Raw genomic sequence first — 16,902 nt, 5'->3', positions numbered from 1 at the left:
TCACCGAGTGTCCCGGACGTTCACAATCGCGTCCTCGATTCATCCACCTGAACGACGAACGCGTACACCCCCTGACCCCACTCAGGAAGGTCCCCACATGTCCAGAAGGGCTCTGCTCACCGGCTCGCTGGCCGCGGTGCTGGCCGCCGGCGGACTGATCGCCACCGGCGCCGCGGCCTCCGGCGCCGCGCCCGCCGCCACCATCTCCGTGACGACCGCGGCCGGCCTCAAGACGGCGCTGTCCTCGGCCGCGGCCGGCGACACCATCGCGCTGGCGGACGGCACCTACACCGGCAACTTCACCACCAGCCGGGACGGCACCTCGGCCAAGCCGATCACCCTGACCGGCTCCGCCAAGGCCGTGCTCAAGGCGAGCGGCGGCTACGGCCTGCACCTGGACGGCGCCGACTACTGGCAGGTGCGCGGCCTGACGGTGACCGGTGGTCAGAAGGGCATCGTCCTGGACTCGTCCAACCACGCGGTGATCGACGGCGTCACCGTCCACGGCCTGGACATGGAGGGCGTGCACTTCCGCAAGAACAGCGCGGACGGTGTGATCAGGAACTCCACGATCTACGACACCGGCAACGACAACAGCGGCATGGGCGAAGGCGTCTACGTCGGCACGGCCGGCGGCTCCGACAAGAGCGACCGGGTGCAGATCCTCGACAACACCATCGGACCCGGCATCGGCGCCGAGAACATCGACCTCAAGGAAGGCACCACCGGCGGACTGGTGTCGGGCAACACCTTCGACGGCGACGGCCTGACCGGCAACAACTTCGACGACTCGTGGGTCGACGTCAAGGGCAACGACTACACGATCGAGAACAACACCGGCAGGCACACCACCGACGACGGCTACCAGGTCCACGACGTCAAGAGCGGCTGGGGCTGCGGCACCGTCTTCCGCGGCAATGTCTCCGACCTGACCGGCACCACGGGACCCGACCAGTACGCCATCGACGTCACCGACTACGACGCCGCGAGCTGCCCGGTCACCGTCGCCGGCTCCAACACCGTCAAGGGCGGCAAGGGCCTGGTCAACCCGGGTGTGCCGGTGGGCGGTTCCGACACCTCACCCACCGACCCGCCGACCTCGCCCGCCTCGACCGTGAAGGTGTCGACCGCGGAGGAGCTGACGGCCGCGCTCGCCGCCGCGCGGCCGGGCGAGACCATCGCGCTGGCCGACGGGTCGTACACCGGCAAGTTCACCACCGGCGCGCAGGGCACCGCGGCCGAGCCGATCACCCTGACCGGCTCCGCCAGGGCCGTCCTGCACAGCTCCGAATACACCGGACCCGACGCCGGCACCGACGCCGCCGACGAGCAGGCCGCCGCTCCCGCCGCGTCCTGCCCGACCGGCGGGGCCGGCTACGGGCTGTGGCTGAACGGGGCGCCGTACTGGCACCTGACCGGCTTCACCGTGGACACCGCGGCCAAGGGCATCGTCCTCGACGGCTTCCAGACCCACACCGCCCAGGCCCCCTACGGCTGCGGCAACACCTTCGCGGACAACACCTTCACCATCACCGACTCCGACGGCTACGGCATCGACGTCACCAACAACAGCAGCAGCAAGTGCGGCGGCAGCAGCCCCAACGTCGTCCACGCCTCGAACACCGCCACCGGCGGCAAGGGCCTGACCAACATCACGGTCACCACGCCCTGACCGCCCCCGCGCACCGGCGGCCGGCGCCCCCGTGGGGGCGGGGCGCCGGCCGTCCCGCGCGCCCGGCCGCTCAGCTGCCCAGTTCGCCGGTCAGCGGCACCGACCTCGACAGATGCAGGGTGCCGGCGATGATCAGCGCCACCCCGGCCAGTTCCGGCACGATCCACCACTGGGTGCGGATGTGCTCGGCGTAGACGAGGATCCCCAGCAGCAGGCTGACCGTCGCGTCACCGAGGGTCAGCGCGGGCTGCGAGGCCGCGATGGAGCCGGCCTGCAGGGCGTTCTCCAGCAGGAAGACCGCCGCCACCCCGCACAGCGCGAAGCCGTACGTCTGCCAGGCGGTCAGGAAGGCGCCGAAGCCGCTGGCCGAGAAGGCGTTGGCGGACGACTTCATCAGGGCGGCGGTCAGCGCGTTGGCCACCGCGGCGGCGGAGCCGAGCAGCACCGCCCGGGCCGCGCCCGCCGGACGGTGCCGGGCCGCGCCGACCGCGAGGACGACCGCCGCCGCGCACAGCGCCACCGCCGGGATCCAGCGGGCCATCGGCGCCTGGTCGGTACCCCCGTCCGGTGCGGCGCTGGCGAGCGCGAGCACCAGGCCGGCGACCATGCAGCCGACCGAGATCCAGCCGGACTTGGGCAGGGTGCGGTGCAGCACCGGGAGAGCGATCAGCAGCGCGAAGGGCAGTTCCAGGATGAAGACCGGCTGCGCCAGCGCCAGCGGCCCCATCACCAGGGCGAGCGCCTGGAAGAGCGCCGCACCGACCACCCCGCAGATGCCCAGCAGCCACACCGGCTGCCTGACCAGGTCCATCATCAGCTGCGGCTTCAGCGCGTCCTTGGCGGGCACGGCCAGCGTGGCCTTGCGCTGGAGCACCGTCCCGGTCGCGTTGCTTGCCGCTCCGATGAGCGCGAAGAGCACGCAGAGCACCAGCAGGGTGGGCCTCCGGTGGCGTCGTGGCCCGGCGCGGCACGCACGGCCGGGCGCGAAGGGATCCGCGGCCTGGCGCGGACATCTGTCCGCCCCAGCATCCGCCGCACGGACCCCCGTACCGGCCACCGGCCGGGCCGACCGGCGCGCCCTTCACCCGATCGGGCCACCGGCCGGGTCCCGGCCGGTCCCGGCGGGCGCTCGGCACCGGTCCGCCCCGGTTCAGCCCGCGAGGGCGTCGACGCCGGTGAGCTCGGCCGACAGCGCCCACAGCCGGGCCGCCTGCTCCGGGTCGACGGCGTAGTCGCGCACGCCGCCGCGGGAGCCGTCGGGCGACGCGGGACCCGCGACCTCGCAGTCCTCCAGGTACACCCCGCCCAGGCCGTCGAGCGCGGGCGAGGTCGCCGCCCAGACCTGGGTGGCCGCACCCTCCTGGGTGGACTTGAAGCCGGACGGGTTCAGCGGCTTTCCGTCCTCGTCGATCCAGCCGCGCTCGACCATCTCGGCCTTGGGCAGGTGGCGCTGGAGCGGGGTGAGGATGCCGCCGGGGTGCAGCGAGAAGGCCCGTACGTTCCGGTCGCTGGCGAGCGTGTCGAGGTGCCGGGCGAAGAGCACGTTGGCGGTCTTGGCCTGGCCGTAGGCCTCCCACTTGTCGTAGCCGTGCTCGAACTGGACGTCGTCCCAGCGGATCGGCGAATTGTGGTGGCCGCCCGAGGACACCGCCACCACCCGGGCGCCGCCCCGCTCGATCGCCGGCCAGAGCCGGTTGACCAGGGCGTAGTGGCCGAGGTGGTTGGTGGCGAACTGCGCCTCCCAGCCGGGGCCGACCCGGGTCTCCGGGCAGGCCATGATGCCGGCGCTGTTGATGACGATGTCGATGCCGCGGCCGGTGGCGAGGAAGCGGTCGGCGAAGTCGCGGACGCTGTCGAGGTCCGCCAGGTCCAGCCGGTCGACCTCGACGCCCTCGATGCCGGCCACCGCCTCCGCGGCGGTCTCCGGGCGGCGGGCGGGCACCACGACATGGGCGCCGGCCTTGGCCAGCGCCCGGGTGGCCTCCAGGCCGATGCCGGAGTAGCCACCGGTGACGAGCGCGAGCTTTCCTGTCAGGTCGATGCCGCGCAGGACGTCGTCCGCGGTGCTGTGGGCGCCGAAGCCCGAACCGATCGGTTCTTGTGGCGTAGTCATGTGACCGAGGCTAGGAGCTGAAGTGCGCTCCAAGGCAAGTCGCGCGCCAGGACGTGCCCGGGCGGGCCGGCGGCCCGGCCGCAGCACGGCGGTGACGCTCAGCACAGGGACCGTGACGTACGACGGCCGCGCGCTGCGGGCGCCGGGTCCGGCCACTAGGCTGAACGGGGACCTGCGTGAGCGAAACGCGCAGGCAGCGGACGGGGACGGGGATGCCCATGACAGCACCGGACAGCACACGCCGAGCCGTGCTCCTGACCGTGGACGACGACCCGGGGGTCTCCCGCGCCGTCGCACGCGACCTGCGGCGGCGGTACGGCGAGCGCTACCGCGTGGTGCGGGCCGAGTCCGGCGACTCGGCGCTGGACGCGCTGCGGCAGATGAAGCTGCGCGGCGACCCGGTCGCGGTGATCCTCGCGGACTACCGCATGCCGCACATGAACGGCATCGAATTCCTTGAGCAGGCCATGGACGTCCACCCGGGCGCCCGGCGGATCCTGCTCACCGCCTACGCCGACACCGGCGCCGCGATCGACGCGATCAACGTCGTGGACCTGGACCACTACCTGCTCAAGCCGTGGGACCCGCCGGAGGAGAAGCTCTACCCGGTGGTCGACGACCTGCTGGAGAGCTGGCTGGCCTCCGACCACCGCCCGGTGCCGGAGATCAAGGTCGTCGGCCACCGCTGGTCGGCCCGGTCGTCCGGGGTCAGGGAATTCCTGGCCCGCAACCAGGTGCCGTACCGCTGGTATCTGTCCGACCAGTCCGAGGGCAGGCGGCTGCTGGACGCCGCGGGGCACGACGGGATGCGGCTGCCGCTGGTGATCGCGCCCGGTGGTGAGATCCTGATCGAGCCGTCGGACCAGGACCTGGCCGCGCAGGTGGGCCTGGCGACCACCCCGGCGGAGGAGTTCTACGACCTCGTGGTGATCGGCGCCGGCCCCGCGGGTCTCGGCGCGGCGGTCTACGGCGCCTCCGAGGGCCTGAACACGGTCCTGGTGGAGCGCACCGCGACCGGCGGGCAGGCCGGGCAGAGCGCCAGGATCGAGAACTACCTCGGTTTCCCCGACGGCGTCTCGGGCGCCCAGCTCACCGACCGCGCCCGCCGCCAGGCGACCCGCTTCGGCGCCGAGCTGCTCTCCGCATGCGAGGTCACCGGCCTTGAGGTCAACGGCCCGGCCCGCACCGTGCGCTTCGCGGACGGCACCTCGGTCTCGGCGCACAGCGTCATCCTCACCACCGGGGTGGCCTACCGGCTGCTCGACGTGCCGGGGCTGGCCGAGCTGACCGGCCGCGGGATCTACTACGGCTCGGCGCTGACCGAGGCCGCCGGCTGCGAGGACCAGGACGTCTACATCGTCGGCGGCGCGAATTCCGCCGGGCAGGCCGCGGTCTACCTGTCCCGCGGCGCCAAGTCGGTGACGCTGCTGGTGCGCGGGGCGTCCCTTGAGGCGTCCATGTCGCACTACCTGATCCAGCAGATCGCCGCGATCCCCACCATCGAGGTCCGCACCGGCACGGTGGTCGCCGCCACGCACGGCGAGGACCACCTGGAGAGCCTGACCCTGCGGGACACCGCGAGCGGCGGCACGGAAATGGTCGACGCCCAGCGGTTGTTCGTCTTCATCGGGGCGGCGCCCAGGACGGACTGGCTGGACGGCGTCGTCCGCAGGGACGGGCACGGCTTCCTGCTGACCGGGCCCGACCTGGCCGCCGAGGGCGAGCGCCCGCCCGGCTGGGAGCCGGACCGGCCGCCGTACCACCTGGAGACCAGCGTGCCCGGGGTCTTCGCGGCCGGTGACGTCCGCGCGGAGTCCGCCAAGCGGGTCGCGTCCGCGGTCGGCGAGGGCGCGATGGCCGTCATGCTCGTGCACCGCTATCTGGAGGGGCTGTGACCGCCTCATGTCTGGAGGGACCGTGACCGGCTCGACGCTGCCGTGCGACCCGGAGGATCTGAGGTCGCTGTTCCTGTTCGAGCACCTGACACCCGAGCAGCTCGGCCGGCTGTGCAGCTCGGGCCGGATCGAAACCGCGGAGCCGGGCCCGGTCTACGCCGAGGGCGACCCCGCGACCTGCTTCTACGTCCTGCTCGAAGGCACCGTGGTGACCTCGCGGCGGGTCGGCGCCGACGACATCGAGGTCAACCGCACCTCGCAGCGGGGCGTGTACGCCGGCGCCTTCCAGGCCTATCTGGGCGACCGCGTGCCGCAGCTGTACACCAACTCGCTGCGGGTCACCGAGCCGTCCCGCTTCTACGTGCTGGCCGCGGACGAGTTCGCGCAGATCATGCGGGACTGGTTCCCGATGGCCGTGCACCTGCTGGAAGGGCTGTTCTTCGGCAACCGGACCTTCCAGCAGGTGGTGAGCCAGCGTGAGCGGCTGCTCGCGCTCGGCTCACTGTCGGCCGGTCTGACGCACGAGCTGAACAACCCGGCCGCCGCCGCGCTGCGGGCGACCTCGGCGCTGCGCGACCGGGTGGCCGGTATGCGCCACAAGCTCAAGGTCCTGGCCGGCGGCCCGTACCGGCAGTCCGACCTGGACACCCTGATCGGGGTGCAGGAGCGGGCCGTCGAGCGGATCGCCAAGGCGCAGGAGTTGAGCCCGATGGAGACCTCCGACCAGGAGGACGCGGTCGCCGACTGGCTGGACGGCCACGGCATCGCGGGCGGCTGGGACCTCGCGCCGGTCTTCGTGCAGGCGGGACTTGACGAGGAGTGGCTGGACCAGGTCGCGGCGGCGGTGGACGGCGAGCTGCTGGAGAGCGCGGTGCGGTGGCTGAACTACACCGTCGAGACCGAGCTGCTGATGAACGAGATCGAGGACTCCACCTCCCGGGTGTCCGGTCTGGTCAACGCCGCCCGGCAGTATTCGCAGCTGGACCGCGCCCCTTACCACGTGGTCGACATCCACGAGCTGCTGGACAGCACCCTGCAGATGCTGGCCGGGAAGATCGGCCCCGAGGTGACGGTGGTCAGGGAGTTCGACCACACGCTGCCGCGCGTCCCCGCCTACCCGGGCGAGCTGAACCAGGTGTGGACGAATCTGATCGACAACGCGGTGTCGGCGATGGACGGGTCGGGCACACTCACCGTGCGCACCTCGCGGGACCACGGCAGGCTTGTGGTGGACTTCCAGGACACCGGTCCCGGGGTCCCGGCCGAGATCCGGCAGCGGATCTTCGAGCCGTTCTTCACCACCAAGCCGGTGGGCCAGGGCACCGGGCTCGGGCTCGACATCTCCTGGCGGATCGTGGTCAACAAGCACCACGGCGACCTGGACGTCGAGTCGGAGCCGGGCAACACCCGTTTCCGGGTCAGGCTGCCGCTCACCGCCGCCACCCCCGACGCCGAGGAGGCCACCGAATGAGTACCCCACAGAGCTCCGGGATCGACCCGACCGTCCCGCCGAGCGGCGAGGGCTGCGCGGACTGCGACAAGGCCGGCGGCTGGTGGTTCCACCTGCGCCGGTGCGCCGCCTGCGGGCACATCGGCTGCTGCGACAGCTCCCCCGCGCAGCACGCCGGCGCCCACGCCGCCGCCACCGGGCACCCGGTGATCAGGACGTACGAGCCCGGTGAGAGCTGGTTCTGGAACTACAGCACCGAGAGTTACGTCGAGGACGGCCCTGAGCTGGCCCCCCCGCTCAGCCACCCCACCGCCCAGCCCACCCCGGGCCCCGCCGACCGGGTGCCCCGGGACTGGCAGGCCCATCTGCACTGAGCCCTTCTGTGGAGCGCCCCCGTATGACCACCGCACAAGACCTGCTGTTCGTGGCCATGGACCTGCCGTCGACCCGATCGCTGGAGCGTGGCGACCTGTCGCTGGCGCTGGCCGGGGCCGAGCTGATCGATCTGCTCGGCCTCGGCGCGGTCACCCTCGACGGTGAGTTCGTGCTGCCCACCGGCAGGTCGGTCGCCGCCGATCCGCTGCTGGAGCTGGCCGCCGCGGCGGTCGCGCCGGTGGCGGACGGTGAGACCGTCGAGGACTGGCTGTGGCGCAGGGGGCGCGGGCTGCCCGACACGTATATCGCCGCGCTCGAAGCGGACGGGCTGCTCGGGCGCGAGCAGCGGCGGCGCTATCTGGTGCTGCGCACCAGCCGGATGGTGCTGCGGGACTCCGACGGGCGGCGGCGGGCCGCGCACCGGTGGGCCGCCGACGAGCCGACGCTGCTCGCGCTGGCGGCGGCGATCGGCATCTCGGGTCCGCCGCCCGTGCCGGAGCCCGCCCCTGGCCCGGTCGCCACGGTCGTCACGGCGGTGCGGCACGCGGTCGACGAGCTTGCCGCGGAGCGGAGCAGGCGCTCACGTCGCTTGGACGAGGCGAATCAGACGTACGTCCGGCGCGGCTTCTGACCCCCGGGCGCCCCCGGTACGTGGGCTCCCCGCGCAGTTCCCCGCGCCCCCGGGGGGGTGGTGCGGTCCCTCCGCACGACGGTCCGCCGTGGCTGGTCGCGCAGTTCCCCGCGCCCCTGATGGCTTGCCCTCTGCGGCAGGGGGTGCCCCACAGGGGCGCGGGGAACTGCGCGCGTACCCATGACAGCGGGAAAGGAGCGAGGCCACCGCAAGCGGCAATCACCCGGGGGCGCGGGGAACTGCGCGACCAGCCCCCGCCGGGCAGCGGGCGACAGGCCACCGCAAGTGGCACCCACCCCCAAGCGCCAGGCGCCTACGTATCGCGGTGGTGGAAGGTGGCGGCGCCGAGGAGGAGGGCGGCGGTGGCCCAGGCGGTGAGGACGGCGAGGCCCGCGTAGGGGCCGAGGGCTTCGGAGCCCGGCAGCGTGGACTGGACCGCGAGCCCCGCGGTCATGGGACCCGCCTGCTCCAGGCGCCGATACACGTGCGGGTCCGACACGACGGACGCGAGTATCGGGAAGAGGTAGAGCAGCCCGAGCACCACCCCCACCGCGGCGGCGGAATCCCGTACCGCGGTGGCGACCCCGAGGCTGAGCAGCCCGACCAGCACCAGATAGACCACCGAGCCGGCGGCGGCCCTGAGTACCGGCCCGTGCGCGGGCGAGAAGCCGGTGAAGCCGTTGCCCGGCAGGATGAGCCGCCCGGCCAGCACCGAGCCGCCCACCGCGACCGTGCCCGCGACCAGCACGAGGCCGGCCACGACCGCGGCCTTCGCCGCGAGGACCGTGGTCCTGCGCGGCATCGCGGTGACCGTCGTACGGATCATGCCGGTGCCGTACTCCCCGCTGATCAGCAGCACCGCCAGGACGGCCACACCGGCCTGTCCGAATTCGACCCCGGTGAGGCTGAGTTTCGCCGGGTCCTGCGTGCATCCCGCCGCCGGGCAGTGGACGGCCGCGGCCGCGGCCGCGCTCACCGCCGCGGTGAGCACGGCGACCGCGGCCAGCAGCCACAGCGGGCCGGGAAGCGTACGGACCTTCGTCCACTCGGCGTGCACCGCCCGCCGCAGCCCGGTCACGCGTCCCTCCCGCGCAGCAGCACCGCGGCGACCGCGACCGCGGCGGCGGCGTAACCGCAGAGCACCCCGAGCCCGGCCCACGGCGACAGCGGGAAGTAGCCGTCCGCGGGCGTGTAGTCGGCGGCGACCTGCGCGTACTGGTGCACGCTCTGCTGTACGGCGAAGGCCGCGGCCGGGGTGATCCGGGTGAGCCAGCGGGACGGTCCGGCCGGGAGCACGGCGGCCACCGCGAGGATGTACGGCAGCACGATCGCGACCACGACCGCGGTGACCGCGCCCGCGCTGCGCCGCAGCACCGTGCCGAGGGCGAGCGCGAGGACCGCGGTGACCGCGAAGAGCGCCGCGGTCCCGACGACCACCCGTACGTCCGTCGCGAACGGCGTGCGGTGCAGCGGGAAGCCCTTGCCCTTCTCGACCGCCCCGACCAGCGGTACGGCGAGCGCGGCGGCGGCCAGCCCGGTCACGAAGGAGACCGATCCGATCACCACCGCCTTGGCCGCCAGCACCCGGCCGCGCCGGGGGTTCGCGGTGAGCGTGGTGCGGATCAGGCCGCGCCGGTATTCCGCGGTGACGGACATCGTGGCCACCACGGTCACTACGACCAGCCCGGCGAACGCCCCGATGAGGCTGCTCTCGACGCTCTTGCCGGGCGAACCGCGGCCCGGCACCACCGGGGCGACGTCGCCGCTGCCGGTGAGGGTGAAGGTGCCGCCCGCCTGCCGGTGGCCGAGGCCGGAGGTGTCGGGGCCGCCCGCGCCGCCGCCGACGAGGTCGTCGGTCCAGCCGCCGCCGGTGCTGCCGCGCAGGGTGACCGCGTCGAAGGCGGCGGTGGCCCGGCTGGGGCCCGCGCTGGTGCTCGACCCGCCGAGTGATGTGCTGGTGACGGTGTATTCGGGCGAGGTGGTGAAGAGCCCGGCCTGTACGGTCGCGGGCAGCCCCGCCAGACGGGCGGTGCCGATGGCCTTCCAGTGCGTGCCGTCGGCCGAGTCGTAGCCGGTGAGGGTGTCGCCCGCGCGGGTCAGCCGCAGCCAGCGCGGCGAGGACGCGGAGGCGGGGCCGGGCGTACCTGCCAGGTCGTGGGTGTAGTCGTACTGCATCCGCACCCCGTGGCCGCCGGTGAGCGCGACCGCCGCGTACGCGGAGCCCTGCCCGGTGCCGTTCTTGACGATGACGCCGGCCTTCGCCCAGGGCTGTACGCCGGGCACCGTGCCGGCGGTGGGATCGCCCGGTGCGGTCCGGCCGTCCGGCGGGTGGACCCCGGTCAGCGAGGTGATCCGCGCGGTGATGCTGCCGTTCCCGGTGAGCGGCCGGTGCACCAGCGTCATGGTGTCGCTGACCTCCTCGCCGCCGGGTCCGGTCAGCGGGGTGTGGCGGCAACTGCCGCCGCCGGGGCCGGTGCAGGCGATGCTGCTGCCCGCCGCGCCCAGCAGCCCCACGGCCACGGTGACCAGGCCGGCCACCAGCATGCCGGCCACCCAGCCGCGTACGGTCCTGAATTTGGTCCACTCGGCGTGCAGTAGCCGCAGGAAGCCGTCGTGCCCCGCGGGCAGCGGCGAGCGGTACGGGGTGACGGTCGTGGTCGTGGTCACCGGGTGCCTCCGGACCTGAACTCGACCGCGTCACGGGTGAGTTCCATGTACGCCTCCTCCAGTGTCGCCCGGTGCGCGCCGATCTCGGAGAACGGCACGCCGGCCTGGCCGAGCAGGGCTGCGACCTGCTGCGAGGCGATCCCCGACACGGTGAGGGTGTCGGCGTCGGTGGCGGCGACGACGGCGCCGGCCCGGGCGAGCACCGTCATCGCCTGGGCGCGGGCGGTGGTGCGCAGCGTGACCCGGTCGCCGGACGCCGCCGCTATCAGGTCGGCGACGCCGGTGTCGGCGATGACCTTGCCGCGGCCGACGACCAGCAAATGCTGCGCGGTGTCCTGGAGTTCGCTCATCAGGTGGCTGGACACCAGCACGGCTCGGCCCTCGGCGGCCAGTGAGCGCAGCAGGCCGCGCATCCACACGATGCCCTCGGGGTCCATGCCGTTGAAGGGCTCGTCCATGATCAGCACCGGCGGGTCGCCGAGCAGCGCGGCGGCGATGCCCAGCCGCTGGCGCATGCCGAGCGAGAAGCCGCCCGCCTTGCGCCGGGCCGCGGATTCCAGGCCCGCGTGGGCGACGACCTCGTCGACCCGGCGGGCCGACAGCCCCTGCGAATGGGCCAGCCACAGCAGGTGGCCGCGGGCGCTGCGGCTCGGCTGCAGCGCCCCGGCGTCCAGCAGCGCGCCGACCTGGCTCAGCGGATTGCGCAGCGCCTGGTAGCGCCGGCCACCGATCAGTGCGGTGCCCGCGTCGGCCGCGTCGAGGCCGAGTATCACCCGCATCGTGGTGGACTTGCCCGCGCCGTTCGGTCCGACGAACCCGGTGATCCGCCCGGGTGCGACGGTGAACGTCATCCCGTCCAGCGCCGCGGTGGACCCGAACCGCTTGCGCAGGCCGGAGACTTCGATGGTTGCTTCCATGCGGTGAAGGCTAGGGAGCCGGGCGCGCCGGATCGTCCCGCCGGGGAGCGGTCCTCGCGGTCACCGCCACGGGGGACGGCGGGTCCCGGTGTCCCTCCTGAGATGTACGGCGATGTCCCTGGCCAGGAGGACGCGGCGGGCCGCCGGGTGCGGCCACAATGCTCTGGTGAGGCTGATGATTACCGGGCGGGTGCGGGACTTCGCGGCGTCCCCGCACGCCGCTGCGGTGGCCGCCGCGCTGCTCGCCGCGGCCGCGGTCACCGAGGCGGCCGTACGGGCCGCCGTGACCGGCGGGTACGGCCGGTCGCTGACGGCCGGCCCGCTCGCCGTCGTCGTGCTGGCCCTGGCCACGACCGTCCCGCCGGCCTTCCTGTCCGCCCGCGCGTCCGCGCTGGCCGTCTCAGCGGCGGCCGCCCTGTCCCTCACCGCCTTCCGCACCCTGACGGCGGCAGGCGCGGTGACGCTGCTGCTGACCCTGCACCACCTGACGTCCACGGCCCCCGCCGCCACGGCGGGTCGCGCCCTGCGGGGACGCGGGGAGCCGGCGCGTGCCGCCACGGCCGGCCGTGCCCCGAAGGGGCGCGGGGAACTGCGCGACCGGCCACGATGGCGCCGCGGGCGAACCGCCACCGCGAGTGGCGGCCCCTCAGGGGCGCGAGGGGCGCGCCCGGCACGCCCGGGCGGCGACCGTGGATTCCCCCGCGGCACCCCGCACGGGGTCTTCGCCGCCATGGCGATGGCCGTACCGTTCACAGCCATCGCCATGGCCGACCCGCAACTCGCGGGCGAAGCCCGCGTGCTGTCCGTGCTCGTCGCCTCCGCGGCCCCGGCCGCCGCGTGGGCCGGGGCCGCCCGGGCGGCCAGGGCCGAGGCCCGGGTGCACAGCGCGGCCCGCCAGGTCACCGCGCAGAGCCTGCTCGAACACACCGCCCGCGGTGAACGGGCGCGTATCGCACGGGAGTTGCACGACGTGGTCGCGCACCACATCTCGATGATCGCCGTCCAGGCGGAGACCGCCCGGCTGACCACCCCCGGCATGCCCGCCGCCGGCGCCGCGCGGCTCTCGGAGATCGGCGACACCGCACGCGCGGGCCTGACCGAGATGCGGCGGCTGCTCGGCGTACTGCGGCAGGACGCCGAGGTGGACATCGCCGAGCGGCGCCCCCAGCCGGGGCTCCAGCAGCTCAACGAACTGCTCGACGAGGCCAGGTGCGCGTCCGGCGCCGGTGTGCGGCTGATCGTGTCGGGGCCGGCCGCCGCGCTCGACCCGGGCGTCGAACTGGCCGCCTTCCGTATCGTCCAGGAAGCCCTGACCAACGTACGGCGGCACGCCCGCGGGGCCGCCGTCGACGTCGAACTCCACTACGCCGCCGACGCCTTGCGGCTGCGGGTCAGGGACAACGGCCCCGGCCCCGGCGCCGCGGCGGGGGACGGCGGGCACGGCCTGCCCGGCATGCGCGAGCGTGCGGCGGCGGCGGGCGGCACGCTGCGGACCGGCAGGGCGGCCGGTGGGGGTTTCCTCATCGAGGCGTCGCTGCCCGTCGGTGCGGAGGTGGTGGCCGGATGACCACCGCTCCCCCGCCGCCCGTGCGGATTGTCGTGGCCGACGACCACCATGTGGTGCGGACCGGGTTCGCCGCGCTGCTCGACACCCAGCAGGACTTCACCGTCGTCGGCACCGCCTGCGACGGGGCCGAGGCGGTCGCCGCGTGCGGCGAACTGTCCCCCGACGTCGTGCTGATGGACGTGCGCATGCCCGTCATGGACGGCATCGAGGCGACCCGGCGGCTCGCCGGGGCGGGGCAGGGCACACCCCGGATCCTCATCCTCACCACCTTCGACCTGGACGCCTACGTCTATGACGCGCTGTGCGCCGGGGCCAGCGGTTTCCTGCTCAAGGACGTCACCGCGGAACGCCTCTTCGAGGCGGTCAGGGTCGTCGCCGCGGGTGAGGCCCTGCTCGCGCCGGGCGTCACCCGGCGGCTGATCGCCGAGTTCGCCCGGCTGCGCCCGGCGCCCGAGGCCCGCCCCGCGCCCGAGTTGGCGGCGCTCACCCCGCGCGAGACGCAAGTGCTCCGGCTGGTCGCGGAAGGGCTCTCCAACGGGGAGTTGGCCGTCCGGCTCACCGTCACGGAGGAGACGGTGAAGACGCATGTCAGCCGGATTCTGGCGAAGCTCGGGCTCCGTGACCGGACGCAGGCCGTGGTGACGGCGTACGAGACGGGTCTCGTGACCCCCCGCACGACCTGGCTGCCGCCGGCCTGAGCCGCCCGTCCCAGCGCCTGCGTCGCCGCTCCCCCTCCCGATGCCCCCTCGCCCGCGCCCCGGCACAACCTGGTCGCGCAGGACCCCGCGCCCCCGGGTGACTGCCCCTTGCGGTACGTGCTCGCCAGCTGCGCTGTCGCGGCTGGTCGCGCAGTTCCCCGCGCCCCTGGGTGAGTGCCCCTTGCGGTGACCTTCGCACGTGCGGCGCGCTTTGCCTGAGCGCGCAGTTCCTCGCGCCCCTGGAGAACGTTTGCCCTCTGCGACAGAGGAGCCGGAACTCCCCCTCAACGGCGGAGGAAACGTGCCCCGTAGGGGCGCGGGGAACTGCGCGCGCAACCATAACGGTGGGAAAGTGCACCGCCACCGCACGTGGCACCCACCCCAGGAGCGCGGGGAACCGCGCGCTCAGCCACAGTGCAGCGACACTGTGAACGCCACAGGAAGCGGCACCCACCCAGGGGCGCGGGGAACTGCGCGACAAGCCACGACGGGCCGCGGGCGACAGGCCACCGCAAGGGGCACCCTCTCGACCGGGACCCCCCCCTGGAAGGGATTGGCGTCTGAAATCCGCCAGCGCAGCGCCCCGCGGCGCGGCAGGGTCGAGGGGGAGAGACGTCCGTACGAAGGGAATCACCGTGACCGTGCACACCACGATCGACAGCCCGATCGGCCCGCTTCTGCTGGTCGGGGAGGAGTCCGCGGCTCCCGGCGGGCGCACCGCGCTGTCCTGGCTGACGACGGCCGGACAGAGGAACGCCCCCGCGATCCGGCCGGACTGGTCGCACCGCCCGGCCGCGTTCGCGGAGATCACCCGGCAGCTCGACGCGTATTTCGACGGCGAGCTGACCGCCTTCGACATCCCGTTCGCCGACAGCGGCACCGGCTCGGACTTCCGGCAGCGCATCTGGGACGCGCTGGAGAGCGTCCCGTACGGGACCACCACGACGTACGGCGAGATCGCCCGCCGGCTGGGCGTGTCGCGGGCGGAGGTCCGGGCGCTGGGCGCGGCGATCGGCGCGAACCCGGTGCTGATCGTGCGGCCCTGCCACCGGGTGATCGGCGCCGACGGCTCGCTCAAGGGATACGCCGGCGGCCTGGAGCGAAAGCGCGGGCTGCTGACCCTGGAAGGCGTGCTCCAGCCCATGCTCGGCTGACCCCCGCCATCACTCGGACGGGTGAAGGTCGCGGAAGGACCAATCCGGGTGGCGCGGGGGGACGAAGTACGGCCGGAGTGTCCGCGACCGCGCGGGCGCGAAGGAGAGATGGGGCGTGATGGCGACGGATCGCATCGACACCCGGTTGCTGGAACAGCTCACGGAGCAGTCGCAGGATCTGAACAGCGACGCCGTGCGGATCACCAATGAGGCGCTCGGTGAATTCGCCGAGGCCACCGAGGAGCAGGCCGCGGTGCGGCGGCGGTGGTGGTCGCGCGGCGGCACGCTGGCCGGTGCGGCCGGTGCTGCGGCGGTGTTCAGCTCGCTGCGCGCGACCGCCGCGACGTCCAGCGACGACGTCATGGCGCTGCAGACCGCCGCGTCGATCGAGAACCTGGCGATCAGCGTCTACCAGACAGCTGCGGGCCTGCCGTTCATCAAGAACGGCAACAAGACGATCGTGGCGTTCATCGCCAAGACCACCACCCAGCACCAGGCGCACGCCTCGGCCTTCAACGCCGCCGCCACCCAGGCCGGCGGCAAGGCCCAGCACGCGCCCGACCCGAAGTACGCGGCAGTCGTCAAGCAGACGCTGCCCTCGATCAAGACCCCCGCCGACGTGGTGAAGCTCGCCATCACCCTCGAAGACGTCGCCGCCGAGACCTACACCAAGAACGTCAGCCAGGTCAGCAGCGCCCAGCTGCGCAAGCTGTTCGCCTCCGTCGCCCCCGTCGAGGCCCAGCACCGCGCCACACTGCTCGCCGTACAGGCCCTGCTCGCCAACAACCTCGGCGACCTCGTGGCCATCCCCACCGACGCCGCCAAGCTGCCCGCTGCCGCCGGCAGCGTCGGCATCCCCGACGCCTTCTACCCGACCAAGAACGCCTCGCCGATCTCCGAGGGGGCCGTCAAGTGACGACCGCACACGACAACTGGGAACTGCCCGTCAGCGAGGCGGAGTTGGTCCGGCTGACGCAGGACCTGGAGGACGCCCACCGCTCCACGCTGCCCGCGATGCGGACCGGAGCGGCCGACCTCACCGAGGACATCCGCGCCCACGGCAGCAAGGCCGAGGACGCGCCGCGCGACCCCGGACGGCGCCGCTTCCTCGTCGGCGCGGGCGGCCTGGCCGCGGCCTTCGCACTGGCCGCCTGCTCCAGCAGCGACAAGGACAAGTCCGCGTCGTCCACGAAGGACATGGGCAATTCGCCGAAGACGTCGGCGTCGAGCCTCTACACCGGCGACCTGAAGGTCGTCGCGCTCGCGGTGGCGCTGGAGAACCAGGCGGTCGGCGCCTACCAGGCCGCCCTCGCGGCGGCCAAGGCCGGCAAGCTCGGCACGGTCCCGCCGGCCGTCGCCACCTTCGTCACCACGGCGATGGCCCAGCACGCCGACCACGCCAAGGCGTGGAATTCAGTGCTGACCGGTGCGGGAAAGCCCGCCATCACCAATGTCCCGCTCACCAACCAGCCCGCCACCCTCGCGGCCCTGGGCAAGGCCAAGACCGTCGGTGACGTCGCCGCACTCGCACTCCAGCTGGAGGACCAGGCAGCGCAGACCTACCTCTTCGCCACCTACAACGTGAGCGCGCCGGCCGGTATCGCCACCGCGGCGAGCATCGCACCCGTCGAGGCCATGCACGCGGCGATCCTCCACTTCGTCCTCGGCCAGTACCCGGCGCCGGACGACTTCCTGCCGGTCGACAAGGCGGCGAGCCCGGCCCTGCTGACCGTCTGACGCCAACCGCGCGGTTCCCCGCGCTG

The 16,902-nt window shown here is 73.6% G+C and carries 14 protein-coding genes and 1 pseudogene; 10 read left to right on the top strand and 5 right to left on the bottom strand.

Annotated elements, in window-relative coordinates; translation table 11 throughout:
- Positions 1 to 97: 97 nt before the first annotated feature.
- Positions 98 to 1,063: pseudogene (locus OHA86_RS33915) on the top strand (right-handed parallel beta-helix repeat-containing protein); the annotation flags it as partial.
- A 679-nt stretch (positions 1,064 to 1,742) separates the two neighbouring features.
- Here OHA86_RS33915 and OHA86_RS33910 read toward each other — a convergent pair.
- Both OHA86_RS33910 and OHA86_RS33905 read right to left on the bottom strand, forming a co-directional pair.
- Positions 1,743 to 2,606, bottom strand: a complete 864-nt coding sequence (locus tag OHA86_RS33910; RefSeq protein WP_329182659.1) for a DMT family transporter — start codon at positions 2,604 to 2,606, stop codon at positions 1,743 to 1,745.
- Between the two features lie 216 nt (positions 2,607 to 2,822).
- Positions 2,823 to 3,785 carry an SDR family NAD(P)-dependent oxidoreductase gene (locus OHA86_RS33905; protein ID WP_329181537.1) on the bottom strand — a complete coding sequence of 321 codons (963 nt, stop codon included), beginning with the start codon at positions 3,783 to 3,785 and terminating at the stop codon, positions 2,823 to 2,825.
- 218 nt (positions 3,786 to 4,003) lie between these two features.
- Between OHA86_RS33905 and OHA86_RS33900 the strand changes: the two genes are divergently transcribed.
- The 4 genes from OHA86_RS33900 to OHA86_RS33885 are packed head-to-tail and all read left to right on the top strand — an operon-like array spanning position 4,004 to position 8,136.
- Complete coding sequence (locus tag OHA86_RS33900) at positions 4,004 to 5,680, top strand: FAD-dependent oxidoreductase (protein WP_329181536.1); 1,677 nt, start codon at positions 4,004 to 4,006, stop codon at positions 5,678 to 5,680.
- Between the two features lie 22 nt (positions 5,681 to 5,702).
- Positions 5,703 to 7,151 carry an ATP-binding protein gene (locus OHA86_RS33895; RefSeq protein ID WP_329181535.1) on the top strand — a complete coding sequence of 483 codons (1,449 nt, stop codon included), beginning with the start codon at positions 5,703 to 5,705 and terminating at the stop codon, positions 7,149 to 7,151.
- Entirely contained in the window at positions 7,148 to 7,504 is a 357-nt protein-coding gene (locus tag OHA86_RS33890; RefSeq protein WP_329181534.1) for a UBP-type zinc finger domain-containing protein, read from the top strand. The genes OHA86_RS33895 and OHA86_RS33890 overlap by 4 nt, the downstream gene beginning before the upstream one ends.
- Before the next feature lie 23 nt (positions 7,505 to 7,527).
- Entirely contained in the window at positions 7,528 to 8,136 is a 609-nt protein-coding gene (locus OHA86_RS33885) for a GPP34 family phosphoprotein (RefSeq protein ID WP_329181533.1), read from the top strand.
- A gap of 313 nt (positions 8,137 to 8,449) precedes the next feature.
- Here the strand turns inward: OHA86_RS33885 and OHA86_RS33880 are convergent, their stop codons facing one another.
- Genes OHA86_RS33880 through OHA86_RS33870 form a run of 3 tightly spaced genes read right to left on the bottom strand, consistent with a single transcriptional unit; the run spans position 8,450 to position 11,720 of the window.
- Entirely contained in the window at positions 8,450 to 9,214 is a 765-nt protein-coding gene (locus OHA86_RS33880; RefSeq protein ID WP_329181531.1) for an ABC transporter permease, read from the bottom strand.
- Entirely contained in the window at positions 9,211 to 10,803 is a 1,593-nt protein-coding gene (locus OHA86_RS33875; protein ID WP_329181529.1) for an ABC transporter permease subunit, read from the bottom strand. The genes OHA86_RS33880 and OHA86_RS33875 overlap by 4 nt, the downstream gene beginning before the upstream one ends.
- Positions 10,800 to 11,720 carry an ATP-binding cassette domain-containing protein gene (locus tag OHA86_RS33870; RefSeq protein ID WP_329181527.1) on the bottom strand — a complete coding sequence of 307 codons (921 nt, stop codon included), beginning with the start codon at positions 11,718 to 11,720 and terminating at the stop codon, positions 10,800 to 10,802. Before OHA86_RS33870 ends, OHA86_RS33875 begins: the two co-directional genes overlap by 4 nt.
- A 175-nt stretch (positions 11,721 to 11,895) precedes the next feature.
- On the opposite strand from OHA86_RS33870, the gene OHA86_RS33865 reads away from it, so the two are divergent.
- From OHA86_RS33865 to OHA86_RS33845, 5 genes are all read left to right on the top strand, one after another.
- Positions 11,896 to 13,287 (top strand): sensor histidine kinase, encoded by a 1,392-nt coding sequence (locus tag OHA86_RS33865; protein WP_443072038.1) that lies wholly within the window; start codon positions 11,896 to 11,898, stop codon positions 13,285 to 13,287.
- Complete coding sequence (locus OHA86_RS33860; RefSeq protein ID WP_329181523.1) at positions 13,284 to 13,985, top strand: response regulator transcription factor; 702 nt, start codon at positions 13,284 to 13,286, stop codon at positions 13,983 to 13,985. Before OHA86_RS33865 ends, OHA86_RS33860 begins: the two co-directional genes overlap by 4 nt.
- Positions 13,986 to 14,620: 635 nt before the next feature.
- Positions 14,621 to 15,139, top strand: coding sequence for a methylated-DNA--[protein]-cysteine S-methyltransferase (locus OHA86_RS33855; protein ID WP_329181521.1), 519 nt, complete (start codon positions 14,621 to 14,623; stop codon positions 15,137 to 15,139).
- Positions 15,140 to 15,257: 118 nt separating this feature from the next.
- A complete protein-coding gene (locus OHA86_RS33850) occupies positions 15,258 to 16,055 on the top strand; it encodes a ferritin-like domain-containing protein (RefSeq protein ID WP_329181520.1) in 798 nt (265 codons plus the stop codon).
- The gene (locus OHA86_RS33845; RefSeq protein ID WP_329181519.1) at positions 16,052 to 16,876 is read left to right on the top strand and encodes a ferritin-like domain-containing protein; all 825 of its coding nucleotides are present in this window, start codon (positions 16,052 to 16,054) and stop codon (positions 16,874 to 16,876) included. The genes OHA86_RS33850 and OHA86_RS33845 overlap by 4 nt, the downstream gene beginning before the upstream one ends.
- Positions 16,877 to 16,902: the final 26 nt, after the last annotated feature.

Origin of the sequence: Streptomyces sp. NBC_01477, assembly GCF_036227245.1 — a bacterium.
GTDB lineage: Bacteria > Actinomycetota > Actinomycetes > Streptomycetales > Streptomycetaceae > Actinacidiphila.
The sequence above is the reverse complement of the archived record's forward strand: the minus strand, read 5'-3'. Positions and strand labels throughout refer to the sequence as shown.

Coding starts and splice junctions, on each gene's coding strand:
- OHA86_RS33905 (WP_329181537.1), bottom strand. CDS start 3,785: ATGACTACGCCACAAGAACCGATCGGTTCGGGCTTCGGCGCCCACAGC.
- OHA86_RS33900 (WP_329181536.1), top strand. CDS start 4,004: ATGACAGCACCGGACAGCACACGCCGAGCCGTGCTCCTGACCGTGGAC.
- OHA86_RS33890 (WP_329181534.1), top strand. CDS start 7,148: ATGAGTACCCCACAGAGCTCCGGGATCGACCCGACCGTCCCGCCGAGC.
- OHA86_RS33885 (WP_329181533.1), top strand. CDS start 7,528: ATGACCACCGCACAAGACCTGCTGTTCGTGGCCATGGACCTGCCGTCG.
- OHA86_RS33870 (WP_329181527.1), bottom strand. CDS start 11,720: ATGGAAGCAACCATCGAAGTCTCCGGCCTGCGCAAGCGGTTCGGGTCC.
- OHA86_RS33865 (WP_443072038.1), top strand. CDS start 11,896: ATGATTACCGGGCGGGTGCGGGACTTCGCGGCGTCCCCGCACGCCGCT.
- OHA86_RS33860 (WP_329181523.1), top strand. CDS start 13,284: ATGACCACCGCTCCCCCGCCGCCCGTGCGGATTGTCGTGGCCGACGAC.
- OHA86_RS33850 (WP_329181520.1), top strand. CDS start 15,258: ATGGCGACGGATCGCATCGACACCCGGTTGCTGGAACAGCTCACGGAG.